Here is an 18,516-nt window from a genome sequence, read left to right as displayed (position 1 = left end):
CACGAAAGACGGGCTGGAGACGGAAGACGCGGGCCGTACACGAAAGACGCGGGCCCGTACCCCCGGCCGGGGGTACGGGCCCGCGTCTGTGCGTCCGGTGACGCGATCCTACGGTGCTGCTCCGACGCGGTGAGGCGTCAGGCGCCGAGGATCTCGCGCGCCAGCTTGGCGGTCTCGGTCGGCGTCTTGCCGACCTTGACGCCGGCGGCCTCAAGGGCCTCCTTCTTCGCCTGCGCGGTGCCGGAGGAGCCGGAGACGATGGCGCCGGCGTGGCCCATGGTCTTGCCCTCGGGGGCGGTGAAGCCCGCGACGTAACCGACGACCGGCTTGGTGACGCTCGATGCGATGAAGTCCGCCGCGCGCTCCTCGGCGTCGCCGCCGATCTCGCCGATCATGACGATCAGGTCGGTCTCGGGGTCGGCCTCGAACGCCGCGAGGGCGTCGATGTGCGTCGTACCGATGACCGGGTCGCCACCGATGCCGACGGCGGACGAGAAGCCGATGTCACGGAGCTCGTACATCATCTGGTAGGTCAGCGTGCCCGACTTCGACACGAGACCGATGCGGCCGGGCTTGGTGATGTCGCCCGGGATGATGCCGGCGTTGGACTGGCCGGGGGTGATGAGACCCGGGCAGTTCGGACCGATGATCCGGGTCTTGTTGCCCTTGGAGTTGGCGTACGCCCAGAAGGCGGCCGAGTCGTGCACGGCGATGCCCTCGGTGATCACGACGGCGAGGGGGATCTCGGCGTCGATCGCCTCGACGACGGCGGCCTTCGAGAAGGCCGGCGGCACGAAGAGGACGGACACGTTCGCGCCGGTCTTCTCCATCGCTTCCTTGACGGAACCGAAGACGGGGACCTCGTTGCCGTCGAAGTCGACGGAGGTGCCGGCCTTGCGCGGGTTCACGCCGCCGACGATGTTGGTGCCGTCGGCGAGCATGAGCTTGGTGTGCTTCATGCCCGTCGCGCCGGTCATCCCCTGGACGATGACCTTGCTGTCCTTGGTGAGGAAGATAGCCATGGTGGTCTGAGTCCCTCTTCCTTACTTCGCAGCCGCGGCGAGCTCGGCGGCCTTGTCGGCCGCGCCGTCCATGGTGTCCACGCGCTGAACCAGCGGGTGGTTGGCGTCGGAGAGGATCTTGCGACCCAGCTCCGCGTTGTTGCCGTCGAGGCGCACGACGAGCGGCTTGGTGACCGCTTCGCCCTTGGTCTTCAGCAGTTCGAGCGCCTGGACGATGCCGTTGGCGACCTCGTCACAGGCGGTGATGCCACCGAAGACGTTGACGAACACGGACTTGACGTCCGGGTCGCCCAGGATGATCTCCAGGCCGTTCGCCATGACCTCTGCGGAGGCGCCGCCACCGATGTCGAGGAAGTTGGCGGGCTTCACGTTGGCGTGGTTCTCACCGGCGTACGCGACGACGTCCAGGGTCGACATGACCAGACCGGCACCGTTACCGATGATGCCGACCTCGCCGTCGAGCTTGACGTAGTTGAGGTTCTTGGCCTTGGCCGCAGCTTCGAGCGGGTTGGCTGCGGCCTTGTCCTCAAGCGCCTCGTGGCCGGGCTGGCGGAAGTCTGCGTTCTCGTCGAGAGAGACCTTTCCGTCCAGGGCCAGGATGCGGCCGTCCTTGGTCTTCACCAGCGGGTTGACCTCGACGAGGAGGGCGTCCTCCGCGACGAAGGTGTCCCACAGGGTCACCATGGCCTCGGCGACACCCTCGGCCACGTCGGCCGGGAACTTCGCCTGGGCCACGATCTCGCGGGCCTTGGCGATGTCGACACCGTCAACGGCGTTCACCGGGACCTTCGCGAGGGCCTCGGGGGTCTTCTCCGCGACCTCCTCGATGTCCATGCCGCCCTGCACGGAGGCCATGGCCAGGAAGGTGCGGTTGGTGCGGTCGAGGAGGTACGAGACGTAGTACTCAGCCTCGATCTCCGGAGACAGCTCGGCGATCATCACCTTGTGGACCGTGTGGCCCTTGATGTCCATGCCGAGGATGTCGGTCGCCCGGGCGACCGCCTCGTCGGGGTTGGCGGCCAGCTTGACGCCACCGGCCTTGCCTCGGCCACCGACCTTCACCTGCGCCTTGACGACAGACTTGCCGCCCAGCCGCTCGGTCGCCTCGCGGGCTGCCTCAGGCGTGTCGATGACTTCACCGGCCAGCACCGGTACACCGTGCTTGGCGAAGAGGTCCCTCGCCTGGTACTCGAACAGGTCCACGCGCGTCCGTCCCTTATCAAATGGTCTCGCGGTTGGTTTTCTGCGTGGGCGTGCCGCGAGGGGCAACGTGACTGCTCTGTCACTAGGAAGGCGCACACGGTGACCGAATACGCGGCATGTCCATCTCGCAGGTTATCCCCGCGCCCCGCAGGACCCTAAATCGCAGATCCCCGCCGGGCGGTGATTACGGTCACAGACCGCCCTGGTGGCCGGGTCGCGGTAGACAAATCGGCATCGGTACGACGGGTGGGGAACTGGCCGGGGGACGGCCCGTCCGGGCCTGGGGGCACCACCGTCACGCGGGGGCCTCCCGGTCCGGAACGGGCAGCGGCCGCTTCTCGATCGCGGCCGCCATCACGTCGGGGAAGAGGTCCGGCGTGCAGGCGAAGGCCGGAGCACCCAGCGCGGCCAGCGCCGTCGCGTGGTCGCGGTCGTAGGCGGGCGCGCCCTCGTCGGAGAGGGCGAGCAGGGTCACGAACGTCACCCCGGCCGCCTTCATCGCGGCGACCCGCTTCAGCATCTCGTCGCGGATGCCGCCCTCGTACAGATCGCTGATGAGCACGACGACGGTGTCCGCCGGGCGGGTGATCCTGGACTGGCAGTAGGCGAGCGCCCGGTTGATGTCGGTGCCGCCGCCGAGCTGGGTGCCGAAGAGCACGTCCACCGGGTCGTCGAGCTGGTCGGTGAGGTCGACGACGGCCGTGTCGAAGACGACGAGTCTGGTCCGCAGGGCGCGCATGGAGGCGAGCACGGCGCCGAAGACCGAGGCGTACACCACGGAGGCCGCCATCGAACCGGACTGGTCGACGCAGAGGATGACGTCCTTCCGTACGGACCGCGCCGCGCGCCCGTAGCCGATGAGCCGCTCGGGCACGACCGTGCCCGTGCCGGCCGCCCCGTCCTCGCCGTCTCCGCCGTCCGCCCCTGGGAGGGTCAGGTAGTTCTTGAGGTTGGCCCGGATGGTCCGGTTCCAGTCGATGTCGTGGTGACGCGGCCGGCTGACCTTCGCCGAGCGGTCCAGCGCCCCCGTGAGCGCGGTCCTGGTGCGGGTGGCGAGACGGCTCTCCAGCTTCTCGACGACCTTGCGCACGACGGCTCGGGCGGTCTCCTTCGTCGTCTCCGGCATCACCTTGTTGAGCGAGAGCAGGGTGCCGACGAGATGGACGTCCGCCTCGACGGCCTCCAGCATCTCCGGTTCGAGCAGGAGCGCGGAGAGGCCCAGCCGGTCGATGGCGTCACGCTGCATGACCTGGACGACGGAGCTGGGGAAGTACGTACGGATGTCCCCGAGCCAGCGGGCCACGGAGGGCGCGGAGGCGCCGAGCCCGGACGAGCGGCCGCTGCCGCCCCGGCCGCCGGGCTGTCGGCCGCGGTTCTCGTACAGCGCGGTCAGCGCGCCGTCCATCGCGGCGTCGCGTCCGGTCAGGGTGCGGCCGGTGCTCTCCGCGCTGTCCGCGCCCAGCACCATGCGCCAGCGCCGCAGCCGTTCGGCGTCCGCCGCCTCGGTACGCGTGCGCGTGTGCGCGTGTGCGTTTACCGGCGTGGGCGTGTCCGCGTGCGGGTTGCTCTGCGTGGGCGTGTCCGTGTCCGTGTGCGTGTTTCTGTCCGTGCGCGTGTTTCTGTCTGTGTGCGTGTTTCTGTCTGTGTGCGTGTCGGTGGGCGTGTCCGCGTGTGCGTTTCCCCGTGTGTGCGGGTTCCTGGTCATCCCGTCGCCCCCAGCGCTTGATCGTCGTTCTCGGTCGGCGCCGCTTTCCGGTCCACGTCCAGGCCCAGCAGGAGGCGGAGCACCGGCAGCACCGCGTCCGCGCGTGCCCCGTCCAGGACGGGGCCGAACCCGGGGGCCGTCGTCCCGCCGGGGACCGCGCCCGCGCCGGTCCCTCCCCCGGCGGCCGGGCCACGCCGGACGAGCTCGCCCAGCGTGCGCCGGACGCCCGGTTCGTACGCCGAGAAGGTGCGGCGCAGCAGCGGCAGTACGTCGGTGAAGGTGTCGGGGGCGACTCCGGACAGCCAGGCGTCGACCAGGGCGAGCAGCCTCTCGTCGTGGACCAGGAGCATGCCGCCGCCGGCCGCCCCGCCGACGAAGCCCTCGATCCACGCGGCGGCGTCCGCGGGCGGTGTGCCGGGCGAGAGGGCAAGGCCCATCAGCCGGGCCGCGTCGTCCTGTCCGAGGTGCCCGTCGTCGAGCAGCAGCCGGGCGGCCCGGCCCCGGATCACTCCCGCGACCGTGTCCCGGGCGGCGAGCTTGCGCAGGACCGCTCTCCAGCGCTCGCGCAGCCCGTCCGCGTTGGCCGGGACGGCGCCGGCGAGCAGGCCGACCGCCGTGTGGACGCCGTCCACCTGGCGGCGCAGCGCACCGGCCCCCTCGTCGTCGAGTCCGGTGCAGGCGGGGGGCAGCCCGACGCAGATCCGTTCCGCGAGCCCCGCCGCGACCTCCCCGAGCGCGGCCGTGTCCGTGGACCTGACGTCCCCGTAGCGCAGCGCGCGGGCCAGGGACGGCAGGGCGTCCGCGAGGTGGCCGACGTCCGTGTCGAGCGCGGCGCGGTCCGCGAGCATCCGCATGACGACGGGCAGCGCGTCGGGCAGTCCGGCCAGCAGGCACCGTTCCGCGAGCGCGGTGACGTCGGCCAGCGCGGTGGCCGACAGGGCATCCGACTCGGCGCGGGCGGTCGCGGCGGAGAGCACGGTGGTGCCCCAGATGCCCGCCTCCGCGACGCGCACGTACAGCTCCGGCTCCCAGCGCAGCCGCCAGCTCTCCCGGAAGGTGCCGGTGCTCCCCCGGCCCTCGGTGGGCTCGCCCCAGCCGACGCCGAGGATCCGCAGCCGGTGCAGCAGCCTGCTGCGCGCCGCGTCGGTGTCCTTGCGGAGGTCGAGCTCGATGTCCCGCTCCGACGCCTCCGGTTTGAGCCGCAGGGTGCGCTGCCGGCGGGTGAGGTCGCGCTGGAGCGGCACGGCGGGGGCGGTGTCCGGTACCTCACCGAGGGTGCCGCCGACGATCAGCCGGTCCCGGACGAGGGCGAGCGGCACGTCGGAGCCCTCGCACATCACGGCCCGCACGGCGTCGGTCGCCTCGCTCAGGCCGGCGAGCGGCCGGCCCCGCATGGCGGCGAGGGTCCCGGCGAGCCGGACGGCCTCGATGACATGGGCGGACGACACGAACCGGTCCTCGTCGCGCAGGAGTCCGGCGACCTTGGTCATCCACCGTTCGACCGGGCGGTCCGGGGACGCGAAGAGGTGTGCGTACCAGCCGGGTGAGTCGATCCCGGCCCCGTATCCGCTGTGCCGGGCGAGCCGCTGGTGGGTCCACGGCACCCAGGTCAGCTCGGTCTTGACCTTGGGCAGTCCCTTGAGGAGGGCCCGGTCGGCCGCGAGAGTCGTCCTCGCTTCGAGCGCGGGCACGTGCCAGGCGCCGCAGACCACGGCGACGTCGTCGTCGAACTCCTTGCGGGCCGTGCGCAGCTGGACGCGCATGTACGCCTCGCGGACCGCGTCCCTGGGGTGGCCGCCGTCCCCGTACACCTCGCGCAGGGCGGTCATCGCCTCGCCGAGCGCGGCGAAGGCCGCCAAGGGGTCGCCGGGGCCCCCGGCGCGGTGTTCGACGACGTCCTCCCACCAGCGTTCGGGGTCGTCGTAGCCCGCGGTCTCGGCCAGCACCCCGATGGGGTCGACCGGGACGGGCGCGGGGCCCGCTTCCCCGGCGCGCTCCCCCGGGCTCCGGCGCTCCGCCTCACGCTCCCGCTCCTCCTTCTCCGCCATGGCCAGCGAGTGCGCGGCCGGGAGGTCGATGAAGCGGACCGGGACGTCGTGCGCGAGGGCCCAGCGGATCGCGATCCATTCGGGCGAGAACCCGGCGAGCGGCCAGAAGGCCGCCCGGCCGGGATCGTCCACCGCGTGGGCGAGCAGCGCGACGGGCGGCCGCATCTGCTCGTCGGCGGCGAGCGGCAGCAGCGCGTCGCCCTCGGGCGGGCCCTCGATGAGCACCGCCCCGGGCCGGGCGGCCTCCAGTGCGGCGCCGACGGCGCGGGCCGAGCCGGGGCCGTGATGCCGCACCCCCAGCAGCAGCGGCCCGCCCGAGCGCGGGGTGCCGGGGCGCGGGGTGCCGGGGCGCGGGGTGCCGGAACGCGGGGTGCCGGTCATGCGGAGGCCTCACGGCAGGCGCGGTAGAAGTCCTTCCAGCCGTCCCGCTCACGCACCACCGTCTCCAGGTACTCCTGCCAGACCACCCGGTCGGCCGCCGGGTCCCGGACGACCGCGCCGAGGATGCCGGCCGCTACGTCCCCCGCGCGCAGCACCCCGTCACCGAAGTGGGCGGCGAGCGCGAGGCCGTTGGTGACGACGGAGATGGCCTCGGCCGTGGACAGTGTCCCCGAGGGCGACTTGATCCTGGTGCGGCCGTCGGTGGTGACCCCGTCGCGCAGCTCGCGGAAGACGGTGACCACGCGGCGGATCTCCGCGAGGCCGTCGGGGGCGGGAGGCAGGTCGAGCGCGCGGCCGACCTGTTCGACGCGCCGGGAGACGATCTCGACCTCCGCCTCCGGGGTGGCGGGCAGCGGCAGGACCACGGTGTTGAACCGGCGGCGCAGCGCGCTGGACAGCTCGTTGACCCCGCGGTCGCGGTCGTTGGCGGTGGCGATGACGTTGAACCCCCGGACCGCCTGGACCTCCTGGCCCAGCTCGGGCAGCGGCAGGGTCTTCTCGGACAGGATGGTGATCAGCGAGTCCTGCACATCGGCGGGCATGCGGGTGAGCTCCTCGATCCGCGCGGTCAGGCCCTCGGACATGGCGCGCATCAGCGGGCTCGGCACCAGCGCCTCGCGGCTGGGGCCGTGCGCGAGGAGCCGCGCGTAGTTCCACCCGTAGCGGACGGCTTCCTCCGGGGTGCCCGCCGTGCCCTGGACCAGGAGGGTCGAGTCGCCGCTGACGGCGGCCGCGAGGTGCTCCGACACCCAGGTCTTGGCGGTGCCGGGCACCCCGAGCAGGAGCAGCGCCCGGTCCGTGGCGAGGGTGCTGACGGCGACCTCCACGAGACGGCGCGGGCCCACGTACTTGGGTGAGATCAGGGTGCCGTCGGGCAGCGCACCGCCCAGCAGGTACGTGGCGACGGCCCAGGGCGACAGCCGCCAACGGGCCGGACGCGGGCGGTCGTCGGCGGCGGCGAGCGCCTTCAGCTCGTCGGCGAAGGCGTCCTCCGCGTGCGGGCGCAGCGCCTGCGCGCCCACGGCTGCGGTGGTTTCTGACACGGTCATGGATCCCCCTCCAGATCGGTCGTCCCGATGTGCTTCCCACCGTGCACCATGGCACTGACAATCAACGTTCGCGCAGGTCACAGCAGTTGTCAGTGGTGCGGCCTACCGTCGTATCCATGCTGCTGACTGACGGGGGAGAACCCTTGGGCACCGCTGCTCCGGCGGTGCGCTGGACGGTGGAGCAGGTCCTGGCCCTGGCTCCTGACGACGCTTCACGCAAGGCGGGGAACAAGCTCGGTTCGGCCGGTCCGTGGTCGGAGACCGGGCGGGAGGAGCGGGGTTCGGTGTGGGGGCTGTGCAGGGGGAGCGGGAGCACGCCGTACCGGACGGTGGTCGACACCACGGGGCCCGCGTACAAGTGCAGTTGCCCCAGCCGGAAGTTCCCCTGCAAGCACGCGCTGGGCCTGTTGCTGCTCCGGGCGTCCGACGAGGCGGCCCTGCCCTCGGCCGTTCCGCCGGACTGGGCCGGTGAGTGGCTGGCGGACCGGCGCCGCCGTGCGGAGGCCTCGGCGGCGCGGGAGGGGCCGGAGGGCGGTGCGGGCGTCGCCGCCGGGCCCGCCGATCCGGCCGCCGCCCGGCGCCGGGCGGAACGCAGGGCCGAGCGGATCGGCGACGGCGTCCAGGAGCTGGAACGGCGACTGACCGACCTGGTGCGCGGCGGGCTGGCGGCGGCCGAGCAGTCCGGGTACGGGCTGTGGGAGGAGACCGCGGCCCGCATGGTCGACGCCCAGGCGCCCGGTCTCGCCGGCCGGGTGCGGGAGCTGGGTGCGATACCGGCGTCCGGGCCGGGCTGGCCGGTGCGGCTGCTGGAGGAGTGCGCGCTGCTGCATCTGCTGGACAAGGGCTGGCAGGGCATCGACCGGCTGCCGCCGCCGCTGGCGGCCACGGTCCGTACCCGGGTCGGGCTGCCGGCCGCCGCCGGGGGTGCGCCGGTCCGCGATCGCTGGCTGGTCCTCGCCCAGTACGACACCCCGGAGGGCAAGATCGTCGCCCGCCGCAGCTGGCTGTACGGGCGGGAGTCGGGCCGCACCGCGCTGCTGCTGTCCTTCGGGGGGCCCGGCCGCTCCCCCGGTCAGGCTCTGCCGGTGGGCGTCACGCTGGACGCGGAGCTCACCCCGCACCGGGGGGCGGGGCAGCTTCGGGCCGAGCTGGGACCACAGATCGGGCCTCCGGTGCCGACCGGCACACCGCCGCCGGGTGTCACGGTCACCGGGGCCATCGCCGCGTATGGGCGGGCCCTGGGCGACGACCCCTGGCTGGACTCCTGGCCGGTGACCCTGCGCGACGTCATACCCGTGCCGTCCCGGGACGGCTGGCAACTGGCGGACGCGGAAGGGGACTGGGCCCTGCCGGTCGCCCCGGCCGCGCTGTCCCGGCCCGCGCTGTGGAAGCTCGTGGCGTGCTCCGGCGGGGGTCCGCTTACCGTCTTCGGGGAATGCGGCCACCGCGGCTTCGACCCGCTCGCGGCCTGGCCGGCCACGCACACGGACCCGGCCAAGGACGCGCACCCGGCCGGCGCCGAGACGGTTGCGCTCATCTGACTCCGGCGGGCGCGGGAGACCCGGTGGACCCGGTGGACCCGGTGGACCCCATGGACCCCGTGGACCCCGTGAACCCAGTGGACTCCAACCGCTCCCGCAAGCCCTGTAACTCCCGTGACTCCTATAACTCTCGCGACTCCTGCGGATCTTGGAACTCCTGTAACTCCTGCGACTCCCATAACTGCTGCGACTTCTGTGACTCCTGTGATTCCTGGTGGAGGAACGATGCCCCGTACCAACCCACCCAGCACGCCAACCACAACCACCGCACCCACCGCACCCACCACGCCCGCTACCGCCCCGTGGGACGAGCTGGTCACTTCGGCGCTGCTCGGCACGGACCGCCGGCCACCCGGTGTGCCGGGCGGCGCCGGTCCGGACGGCGCCGCGGTCGCGCTGCTGGACGCGGCCGCCCTGCACACCGTGCGGCGCCGGGCGGGTCTGCTGCCCGCGCCTGCCGCTCCCCGGCCCGATCCGGCGCCCGCCGACCCCCGGCCGGCCCTGCCGGGGGCCGCCCGGAGCCGGCTGGAGCGGCTGCTGGCGGACCGGGCGGCCCCGAGCGGCTCCGCCGGAAGACGCGGCACCGCTCCCGATCTGACGGAACTGATCCCGCAGTGGCTGGCCACCGCCAATCTGCACGGCTACCGGGCGCCGGACGCGACGCTGCCCGCCCTGCTGGACGCGGCCCGCGCGCGGACCGATCTGCGGCCGCAGGCCCTGACGTTCGCCGGGCCACGCGGACTCTGGCTGGCCGGGCTGAACCCCGAGTGGAAGTTCGCGCTGCGCGGCGCGTCCGGCACCTCGCTGCTGCCGGACGTGACCGACGGAGAAGCGGTCCACCGGCTTTGGCAGGAGGGGCTGTTCGCGGAACGGGTCGCACTGCTCTCCGCGGTGCGGGCACACGAGGCCGACGCCGCACTCGCCCTGCTCGCCACCACGTGGGCCACCGAGCGGGCCGAGGACCGGCTGATGTTCGTCGACTCGCTGCGCACCGGGCTCTCCGAGTCCGACGAGCCCTTCCTGGAGCAGGCTCTGACCGACCGCAGCCGCAATGTGCGCTCGACAGCGGCCGAGTTGCTCTCCGCGCTGCCCGGCTCCGCGCTCGCCGGCCGGATGGCGGACCGCGCCCTGTCCTGCGTGAGCCCCGGCCTCACCGGTACCGGCCCTTCCGTGGCCGTGGAGGCCCCGCACGAGTGCGATGCGGCGATGCAGCGCGACGGCGTGGTGGCGCTCCCGCCGACCGGGCGGGGCGAACGGTCCTGGTGGCTGGGCCAGTTGGTGGAGTCGTCGCCGCTCTCGGTCTGGCCGGCCCGGTTCGGCGGCCGCGAGGCGCGGGAGATCGTCGCGCTCCCCGTGGCCGACGGCTGGAGCGAGGAACTGCACGCGGCCTGGTGCCGGGCCGCCGTCCGGCAGCGGGACCCCGCATGGGCGCGGGCGCTGCTCGGGACGCCCGCGACACCCCCGTCGAACGGTCCCGGCACGGCCTCACTGGCCGAGCGGTCGAAGCTTCTGATCGTGCTGCCCGCCGCCGAACGGGCCGCCTGGGTGGCCGAGTTCATCGCCGCGCACGGATTGTCGGAGGCGTTCCAGCTGCTGGGCGTCTGCCCGACCCCCTGGGCGGAACCGCTCGGCCGCTCCGTCGTCGACGCCCTCGACATCGCCCGGGACGCCGGCAGCTACCCGTGGAGCTTCAGCGGAGTGATGGGCCTGGCGGAGCGCTGCCTGAATCCGGCGGAGGCGGACCGCCTGGAGGTCCTCACCACGACCCCCGACGAACCGGCGGACGCCTCCCCCGGCGCGAACGGCTACTGGTCGGAGGCGTTCCAGCGGCTGGTCTCCACCCTGCGGCTCCGCGCGGCGATGGACGCGGAGCTGGCTCCGGACGGGGTCAGGCCTCCGCCGGCTGACGGACGTTCGCGTTGACCCAGGAGACGATCTCGACCGTCGTCGCGCCCGGGGTGAAGATCTCCGCGACCCCCTGCTCCTTGAGCGGCGCGATGTCCGCCTCCGGAATGATGCCGCCGCCGAAGACCTTGATGTCCTCGGCCTCGCGCTCCTTCAGCAGGGCGATCACCTTCGCGAAGAGCGTGTTGTGCGCACCGGAGAGGATCGAGAGGCCGATCGCGTCGGCGTCCTCCTGGATCGCGGTGTCCACGATCTGCTCGGGAGTCTGGTGGAGCCCCGTGTAGATGACCTCCATACCGGCGTCGCGCAGTGCCCGCGCGATCACCTTGGCCCCTCGGTCATGGCCGTCGAGGCCCGGTTTGGCCACCACCACTCGGATCGGACCGGTCACACCCATCACTGCCTCCACACGCGTCTCCCGCCCCTGACAGGCCGGGGATGTGAACGAACGTTATCCACAGCATCCCGCAAGCCGCTGTTTCGCGGTGGGCGGGGAGGGGGAAATCACACGTGGGACATGTTCGCCGGGCGCCGTTTCCCGCAGCACGCGGCACACCTGCCGTGCGGGACCGGCCGCCGGGGGAGCCGCACGAGGTCGTCGTACCACCGCGCCGTCAGCCGCACGGCACGGTGGTACGGCTCACCGACCGTCAGCCTCCCGGTCATCGAAGGTGACCGGGAGGGCGCGGCGGGCGGCGGGTCCCGGACGGTGAACCGCCGCCCGGTCGTCCGACACGGCGCCCCACGAGGGCATCCGGGGCAGGAGCCGCCGCTCCCCGGGTGCCGGAAGCAGGAGGTCGGTCAATGAAGACCCTGCCTTTTCTTCCCCTGCTGCTGCGCCGTACGGGCGCGCGCAACGCCTGGCTGTCGTCCGCACTGCTGAGAGCGACCGCGCTGGAACTCGTGGTGCTCGCCGGACACGCACTGATCTACCCCACCGGCATCGCCGGCGAGCGGCGCACCCCGCCGCGCCCGGCAGCCGAACCGGTCCCCGTACCTGCCGGGTCCACGGTCCGGCCCGGCGCGCACGCCACAAGCAGCGGAAGCGGCGAGAACACCAGGTACCTCGGGAAGACAGACCGGCCGCCCGTTGTGCTCCTGCACGGTTTCATCGACAACCGCTCCGTCTTCGTGCTGCTGCGCCGCTCGCTGGCCCGGCACGGCTGGCGTCATCTGGAGTCGCTCAACTACTCCCCGCTGACCTGCGACATCCGCACCGCCGCCGAGCTGCTCGGCCGCCATGTCGAGGAGATCTGCGCCCGCACCGGACACCGCGAGGTCGACATCGTCGGGCACAGCCTGGGCGGCCTGATAGCGCGCTACTACGTACAGCGACTGGGTGGTGACCAACGGGTCCGCACCCTCGTCACTCTCGGCACGCCGCACGCCGGCACCGCCGCCGCTCCCCTCGCCAGCGCTCACCCGATCGTGCGGCAGATGCGCAGCGGATCGGCCCCGATCGAGGAGCTTCGGCTGCCTGCGCCCGGATGCCGCACCCGGTTCATCAGCTTCTGGAGCGAGCTGGACCAGGTCATCGTCCCTGCCGAGGCGGCCTGCGTCGACCATCCCGACCTCGACGCGACCAACGTCCGCGTCAGCGGGATCGGCCATCTCGCGCTGCCCGTGCACCCGGCCGTGGCCGCCGGGGTGCGCCAGGCGCTCGACGCGCAAGAGCCCGGAAATAGAACGAATCTCGAACATAGAGCCAAGGCTGTGTGAGTGGTCCGCCGAAAGACGGCCGATTGCCCGTTTCCTGAGTCCCCGCGAGCCGTGGAAGATTGTCGGCGTCGCATACCGCCGGGTACAGTCGCGGCCACTGCTTTCCCCCGGGGTCCCCCACGGGCCCCGGACCCAAGGTCCTGCTGCCGAGGCGAGAGAGAAGTTGGTGACCGACCAGCACCCCCACGCCGGGTATGTCGGATACGACAGCCACTCCACGAGCGGTTTCGACGACGACCCGCTCTTCGGCTCCCTCCCCAGCGGTTACGACGGTCCGTACGACACCACGACCGGTTACGCCGCCCCGTACGACACCGGCCAGTACGACACCACCCAGTGGGACACCGGCGCACACCCCACCGCCGCGTACGGCCACGCCGCCGACTACACGGCCTATACCCCCCACTTCCAGCAGCACCCCCAGTACGAAGCGGCCCCGCAGTACGACGCGGCCCCGCAGTACGACGCGGCCCCGCAGTACGACACCACCGGCACCTGGGCGACGTTCGACGGCCACGGCGCGAACATCCCGGCACAGGGCGGCGCCCCTGACTCCTCGGGCCAGTGGGACACCTCCGGCTGGTACGCGAACGGCCAGTGGTCGAGCACCGACACGGCGGGGTACGACTCCGGCGCGTACGACGCCACCGCCTGGAACACCGGCGCCACGCCCGAGCACGGACAGCAAACTCCGGAAAATCTGACGGCGTCGCACGAACCCGAACAGACCCGGCAACATCCGCACGAAACACTTGAGCCGCACGAGCCGCACGAAACGCACGAGCCGTACGAGACGTTCCAGGCGTACGAGGCATACGAGCCCGCTCAGGCCGTGCCGACGGCCGTCGAGACCGTCGAGACCTTTGAGGCCTTTGAGACCGCCGAGTTCAGCCTCCCCGAGGCGTCCCCGGAGCCGGACGCCCACCACCCCCCGGCCCGTCAGGTCTCCCGTGGCGGCAGCCGCAGCCGCAGGCGTTCGCCCGCCAAGCGCTCCGCCCTCCTCACCATCGCCGTCCCCTCCGCCTGTGTGATGAGCGTGGCCGGTATCGCCGCCGCCTCCGTGGGCGGCATGGGCGGCGGCGAGGAGAAGACGGACGACACCACGACGATGGCGGCCGCGGACCCCGGCACGGTCAAGCCGGTGGCCGCGAACAACAAGCTGGACACCCAGCTCGCCAACCTCAGCGCCGACGCGGAGAACTTCGCCGGCCGCGCCAGCCGCACCCAGGAGCGCATCGACCTCAAGGAGCGGCAGGCCGCCGAGAGGAAGAAGCGCGAGGAGGAGGCGGCCCGCAAGGAGGCCCTGCGCCCCAAGTACGTCATTCCGGTCAAGGAGCACGGACTCAGCGCGTACTTCGGCCAGGCCGGCGTCAACTGGATGTCCGTGCACACGGGCATCGACTTCCCCGTCCAGTACGGGACCCCGGTGATGGCCGCGACCGACGGCACCGTCCGTACGCAGTACAACACCGCCTACGGCAACATGGCCATCGTCACGATGGCCGACGGCACCGAGACCTGGTACTGCCACCTCAGCAGCACCCGTATCCGCTCGGGCCACGTCAAGGCCGGTGACGTGATCGCGTACTCGGGGAATTCCGGCAACTCGACCGGCCCGCACATGCACTTCGAGGTGCGGCCCGGCGGCGGCGCGGCCGTCGACCCGCTGCCCTGGCTCCGCAGCCACAACGTCGACCCGACCTGATCCGGCCTTCCTCCCGGAGGAAGGCCGGACGGTACGCCCCGCTACAGCTTCTGGACCGGGGCGTACCGCAGCAGCAGCTTCTTCGGCCGCTCGTCCCCGAAGTCGACCGTGGCCTTCGCCTGGTCACCGATGCCCTCGACCGCCGTCACCGTGCCCAGACCGAACTGGTCGTGCGTGACCCGGTCACCGACCACCAGCGTGATCGTCGGCTTGTCCGACGTCCGCCGGGTCGCGAAGCCCGAGGGCCCGGAGCGCGAGCGGGACGCGGACAGCGATGAGGTGATGCCCGACGTCGGTCCCGCCGGAGCCGCCATCGGGCCCTTGCGCTTCCACTCCAGGTGCTGCTCCGGGATCTCCTCCAGGAACCGCGACGGCGGGTTGTACGAGGGCTGGCCCCAGGCGCTGCGCATCGACGCCCGGGTCAGGTAGAGCCGCTCGCGGGCCCGGGTGATGCCGACATAGGCGAGCCGGCGCTCCTCCTCCAGCTCCTTGACCTGGCCCAGCGCCCGCATGTGCGGGAAGACGCCGTCCTCCATGCCGGTCAGGAAGACCACCGGGAATTCGAGGCCCTTCGCCGTGTGCAGGGTCATCAGCGTGACGACTCCGGAGCCGTCGGTGTCCTCGTCGGGGATCTGGTCGGAGTCGGCGACGAGCGCGACCCGCTCCAGGAACTCGGCGAGCGTTCCCGACCCCTCCTCCTCGCTCCGGTCCTGCTCGAATTCGAGCGCCACGGAGGCGAGCTCCTGGAGGTTCTCGATCCGGGTCTCGTCCTGCGGGTCGGTGGAGGCCTGGAGCTCGGCCAGGTAGCCGGTCCGCTCCATGACGGCCTCCAGCACCACGGCCGGGCCCGCGCCCGACTCGACGATCGTGCGCAGCTCCTCCATCAGCGTGTTGAACCGCTTGACGGCGTTGGCGGAACGGGCGGCCATGCCGTACGCCTCGTCGACGCGGCGCAGCGCCTGCGGGAAGGTGATCTTCTCGCGCATCGACAGGGCGTCGATCATCGCCTCCGCCCGGTCCCCGATACCGCGCTTGGGCACGTTCAGGATGCGGCGCAGCGGGACGGTGTCCTCGGGGTTGGACAGGACCCGGAGGTAGGCCAGGACGTCCCGGACCTCCTTGCGCTCGTAGAAGCGCACCCCGCCGACGACCTTGTAGGGCAGGCCGACCCGGATGAAGATCTCCTCGAAGACACGGGACTGCGCGTTCGTCCGGTAGAAGATCGCGACGTCGCCCGCCTTGGCGTCGCCCGCGTCGGTCAGCCGGTCGATCTCGTCCGCGACGAACTGGGCCTCGTCGTGCTCGGTGTCCGCGACGTAGCCGGTGATCCGGGTGCCGGAGCCGGCGTTGGTCCAGAGGTTCTTCGGGCGGCGGCTCTCGTTGCGCTCGATGACGGCGTTGGCGGCGGACAGGATCGTCTGGGTGGAGCGGTAGTTCTGCTCCAGCAGGATCGTGGTCGCGTCCGGGTAGTCCTCCTCGAACTGGAGGATGTTGCGGATCGTCGCACCCCGGAAGGCGTAGATCGACTGGTCGGCGTCACCGACGACGCACAGTTCGCCGGGGGCGTCGGCCGCACCGGCCGGGCCGACCAGCTCCCGTACGAGCGTGTACTGGGCGTGGTTGGTGTCCTGGTACTCGTCGACCAGGACGTGCTGGAAGCGGCGGCGGTAGTGCTCTGCGACGTCGGGGAAGGCCTGGAGCAGGTGCACCGTCGTCATGATGATGTCGTCGAAGTCGAGCGCGTTGGCCTCGCGCAGCCGGGACTGGTACATCGCGTAGGCCTGGGCGAGGGTCTTCTCGAAGCCGTCCGCGGCCTGGCCCGCGAAGGTCTCCTCGTCGATCAGCTCGTTCTTCAGGTTCGACACCTTGGCCGTGAACGACTTCGGCGGGAAGCGCTTCGGGTCGAGGTCGAGATCGCGGCAGACCAGGGCCATCAGCCGCTTGGAGTCCGCCGCGTCGTAGATCGAGAACGAGGAGGTGAAGCCGAGCTTCTTCGACTCGCGGCGCAGGATCCGGACGCACGCGCTGTGGAAGGTCATGACCCACATGGCGTTGGCGCGGGGCCCGACGAGCTGTTCGACGCGCTCCTTCATCTCGCCGGCGGCCTTGTTGGTGAAGGTGATCGCCAGGATCTGGCCGGGGTGCACCCCGCGCTCGGCCAGCAGGTGGGCGATGCGGTGGGTCAGCACCCGGGTCTTGCCCGAACCGGCCCCGGCGACGATGAGCAGCGGGGATCCCGCGTGCACGACGGCGGCCCGCTGCTCGGTGTTCAGCCCGTCGAGCAGCGCGGCGGCGTCGATGACCGGACGGTGGGCCCCGTCGCGGTAGTACGCGTCGCGGGGCGGCGGGGGCCCGTCGAACACGCCCCCGAAGAGGTCCTCCGGCACCGCTTCGGGTGCGGAGTCCTCGGGGGGCGGCGGGGGCCCTTCCTCCGAGTGCTGGAGGCCGGCCAGGAAACTGTCGTCAAAGAGGCTGCTCATCGCTGTCCGAGTCTAGGCGGCCCTACTGACACCACGGGCCCGCATGGCAGAACCCGTACTTCCGGAGCCACACACGGCGATGTCCGGACCACCGTGCGTAGGAAAATGACGCGCCGCGCCCGGCCGGGCGGCACGGGCTCCGCAAGGTCACGGAAATGTATCGGGCATATCGAACATCAACCTTCACAGCGGCACCATGAGTTGGCTAGCGTGCTCGTTCGGACGGCCGTACCCCCAGAGGCGAACCACGCCGAGCGGGCGTCCACGCCGAATCCGGGCCTCCCGTACGGGGTCCGGAACCGGGGACCCACGCGCAGCACCGGGGTGAATCGGTCCGCAACCCCCACCAGGACCGTAGGGCAGCCTTCCGTTCCGCCCGAACCCGACAGCTAACCCGGTAGGCGGTCCACGGAAGGAAATGCCGGTCTTGGCATCGCATCGCAAACCGCGCCCACGGGTGCGCAGCACCACGCCCGCCATCGGATTCACGACGGCCGCACTCGCCTCCGTGACCCTGCTGTCCACGCAGAGCGCGCTGGCGGCCCCGGCCCCGAAGCCCAGCATCGAGGAAGTCCAGAAGAAGGTCGACGACCTCTACCGGCAAGCGGGGACCGCGACCCAGCACTACGACCAGGCGAAAGAGGCGTCCGCCGCGCAGCGCACCAAGGTGGACGGGCTGCTGGACGACATCGCGAAGCGGGCCGACAAGCTGAACGACGCCCGCCGGACGCTCGGGAACTACGCGGCCGCCCAGTACCGCGACGGCGCGCTCGCGCCGACCGCCACCTTCTTCCTGGCCAACGACCCGCAGTCGTTCTTCGACCAGACCCACCTGATGAACCGGATGGCCGCGAACCAGCAGCAGGCCGTCACCGACTTCCGTACGAAGCAGGCAGAGGCGTCGAAGAAGCGGGCCGAGGCGGTGACGAGCCTGGAGACGCTCACCGCTTCGCAGACGAAGCTGCGCACCAGCAAGCAGAACGTGCAGAACAAGCTGGCCGAGGCGCGCACCCTGCTGTCGAAGCTGACCGCGCAGGAGAAGGCGCGGCTGGCCGAGCTGGAGGAGAAGAAGAAGGCCGAGGCCGCGCGCAAGGCCGAGGAGCTGGCGAAGAAGCAGGCGGCCGCGAAGGCGGAGGCCGACCGCAAGGCCGAGGAGGCCGGCAGCGGGAGCGGGAGCGGCACAGGCTCCGGTAAGAGCACGGGTACGGGTACGGGTACAGGCACCGGTTCCGGCTCTGACTCCGGCTCCGGTTCGGACAGCGGGGCGACGACGCGGGCCGGGAAGGTCCTCGCGTTCGCCAGGGCCCAGATCGGCAAGCCGTACGTCTGGGGGGCGACCGGCCCGTCCTCGTACGACTGCTCGGGGCTGACCCAGGCGGCCTGGAAGGCCGCGGGCGTCACCATTCCCCGGACCACCTGGGACCAGGTGAACGTCGGCAGCCGGATCGCCACGGCGGACCTTCAACCCGGTGACCTGGTCTTCTTCTACGACGACATCAGCCACGTCGGGATCTACAAGGGCGACGGCATGATGATCCACGCGCCGAAGCCGGGGGCCGATGTGCGCGAGGAGTCGATCTACTACATGCCGATCTACGGGAGCGTCCGCCCCGGCTAGGGCCTGTCCGACCACGATCCGCCGGACAGACCCCAGGGCCTGTCCGGCCCTGACCCGCCGGACAGGCCCTGGGAGCGCTC

At 72.0% G+C, this 18,516-nt stretch carries 12 protein-coding genes and 1 riboswitch; of the genes, 5 read left to right on the top strand and 7 right to left on the bottom strand.

What is annotated here, in order from left to right; genetic code table 11:
• Nucleotides 1-137: 137 nt before the first annotated feature.
• From sucD to ACIP89_RS11005, 5 genes are all read right to left on the bottom strand, one after another.
• Complete coding sequence (sucD, locus tag ACIP89_RS11025; protein ID WP_371776579.1) at nt 138-1,022, bottom strand: succinate--CoA ligase subunit alpha; 885 nt, start codon at nt 1,020-1,022, stop codon at nt 138-140.
• Between the two features lie 21 nt (nt 1,023-1,043).
• Entirely contained in the window at nt 1,044-2,225 is a 1,182-nt protein-coding gene (gene sucC / locus ACIP89_RS11020; RefSeq protein ID WP_401923631.1) for an ADP-forming succinate--CoA ligase subunit beta, read from the bottom strand.
• A 295-nt stretch (nt 2,226-2,520) separates the two neighbouring features.
• Nucleotides 2,521-3,693, bottom strand: a complete 1,173-nt coding sequence (locus ACIP89_RS11015; RefSeq protein ID WP_402114311.1) for a vWA domain-containing protein — start codon at nt 3,691-3,693, stop codon at nt 2,521-2,523.
• A 233-nt stretch (nt 3,694-3,926) separates the two neighbouring features.
• Entirely contained in the window at nt 3,927-6,359 is a 2,433-nt protein-coding gene (locus ACIP89_RS11010) for a DUF5682 family protein (RefSeq protein ID WP_402114308.1), read from the bottom strand.
• Nucleotides 6,356-7,468: an AAA family ATPase gene (locus ACIP89_RS11005; protein WP_402114305.1), complete on the bottom strand. Its 1,113-nt coding sequence runs from the start codon at nt 7,466-7,468 to the stop codon at nt 6,356-6,358. Before ACIP89_RS11005 ends, ACIP89_RS11010 begins: the two co-directional genes overlap by 4 nt.
• A gap of 116 nt (nt 7,469-7,584) precedes the next feature.
• Here ACIP89_RS11005 and ACIP89_RS11000 point away from each other — a divergent pair, with 116 nt between their 5' ends.
• The gene (locus tag ACIP89_RS11000; RefSeq protein ID WP_402114302.1) at nt 7,585-9,009 is read left to right on the top strand and encodes an SWIM zinc finger family protein; all 1,425 of its coding nucleotides are present in this window, start codon (nt 7,585-7,587) and stop codon (nt 9,007-9,009) included.
• A 225-nt stretch (nt 9,010-9,234) separates the two neighbouring features.
• Nucleotides 9,235-10,932 carry a DUF5691 domain-containing protein gene (locus tag ACIP89_RS10995; protein ID WP_402114301.1) on the top strand — a complete coding sequence of 566 codons (1,698 nt, stop codon included), beginning with the start codon at nt 9,235-9,237 and terminating at the stop codon, nt 10,930-10,932.
• Here the strand turns inward: ACIP89_RS10995 and ACIP89_RS10990 are convergent.
• Complete coding sequence (locus ACIP89_RS10990) at nt 10,898-11,311, bottom strand: cobalamin B12-binding domain-containing protein (RefSeq protein WP_311303688.1); 414 nt, start codon at nt 11,309-11,311, stop codon at nt 10,898-10,900. The two genes, ACIP89_RS10995 and ACIP89_RS10990, sit on opposite strands and share 35 nt — an antisense overlap.
• A gap of 407 nt (nt 11,312-11,718) precedes the next feature.
• Here ACIP89_RS10990 and ACIP89_RS10985 point away from each other — a divergent pair, with 407 nt between their 5' ends.
• Together ACIP89_RS10985 and ACIP89_RS10980 are read left to right on the top strand one after the other, a co-directional pair.
• Nucleotides 11,719-12,633 carry an esterase/lipase family protein gene (locus ACIP89_RS10985; RefSeq protein ID WP_402114299.1) on the top strand — a complete coding sequence of 305 codons (915 nt, stop codon included), beginning with the start codon at nt 11,719-11,721 and terminating at the stop codon, nt 12,631-12,633.
• 166 nt (nt 12,634-12,799) lie between these two features.
• Complete coding sequence (locus ACIP89_RS10980) at nt 12,800-14,338, top strand: peptidoglycan DD-metalloendopeptidase family protein (protein WP_402114297.1); 1,539 nt, start codon at nt 12,800-12,802, stop codon at nt 14,336-14,338.
• A 41-nt stretch (nt 14,339-14,379) separates the two neighbouring features.
• Here ACIP89_RS10980 and pcrA read toward each other — a convergent pair whose 3' ends face one another.
• On the bottom strand, nt 14,380-16,818 hold the full coding sequence (pcrA, locus tag ACIP89_RS10975) for a DNA helicase PcrA (RefSeq protein ID WP_402114296.1): 2,439 nt from the start codon (nt 16,816-16,818) through the stop codon (nt 14,380-14,382).
• Between the two features lie 255 nt (nt 16,819-17,073).
• Nucleotides 17,074-17,238, top strand: a riboswitch (cyclic di-AMP (ydaO/yuaA leader).
• Between pcrA and ACIP89_RS10970 the strand changes: the two genes are divergently transcribed.
• Nucleotides 17,237-18,436: an NlpC/P60 family protein gene (locus tag ACIP89_RS10970; RefSeq protein WP_402114294.1), complete on the top strand. Its 1,200-nt coding sequence runs from the start codon at nt 17,237-17,239 to the stop codon at nt 18,434-18,436. (Overlaps the previous riboswitch by 2 nt.)
• Nucleotides 18,437-18,516: the final 80 nt, after the last annotated feature.

The organism is Streptomyces sp. NPDC088730 (assembly GCF_044751215.1).
In the GTDB taxonomy this organism is placed as follows: domain Bacteria; phylum Actinomycetota; class Actinomycetes; order Streptomycetales; family Streptomycetaceae; genus Streptomyces.
The sequence above is the reverse complement of the archived record's forward strand: the minus strand, read 5'-3'. Positions and strand labels throughout refer to the sequence as shown.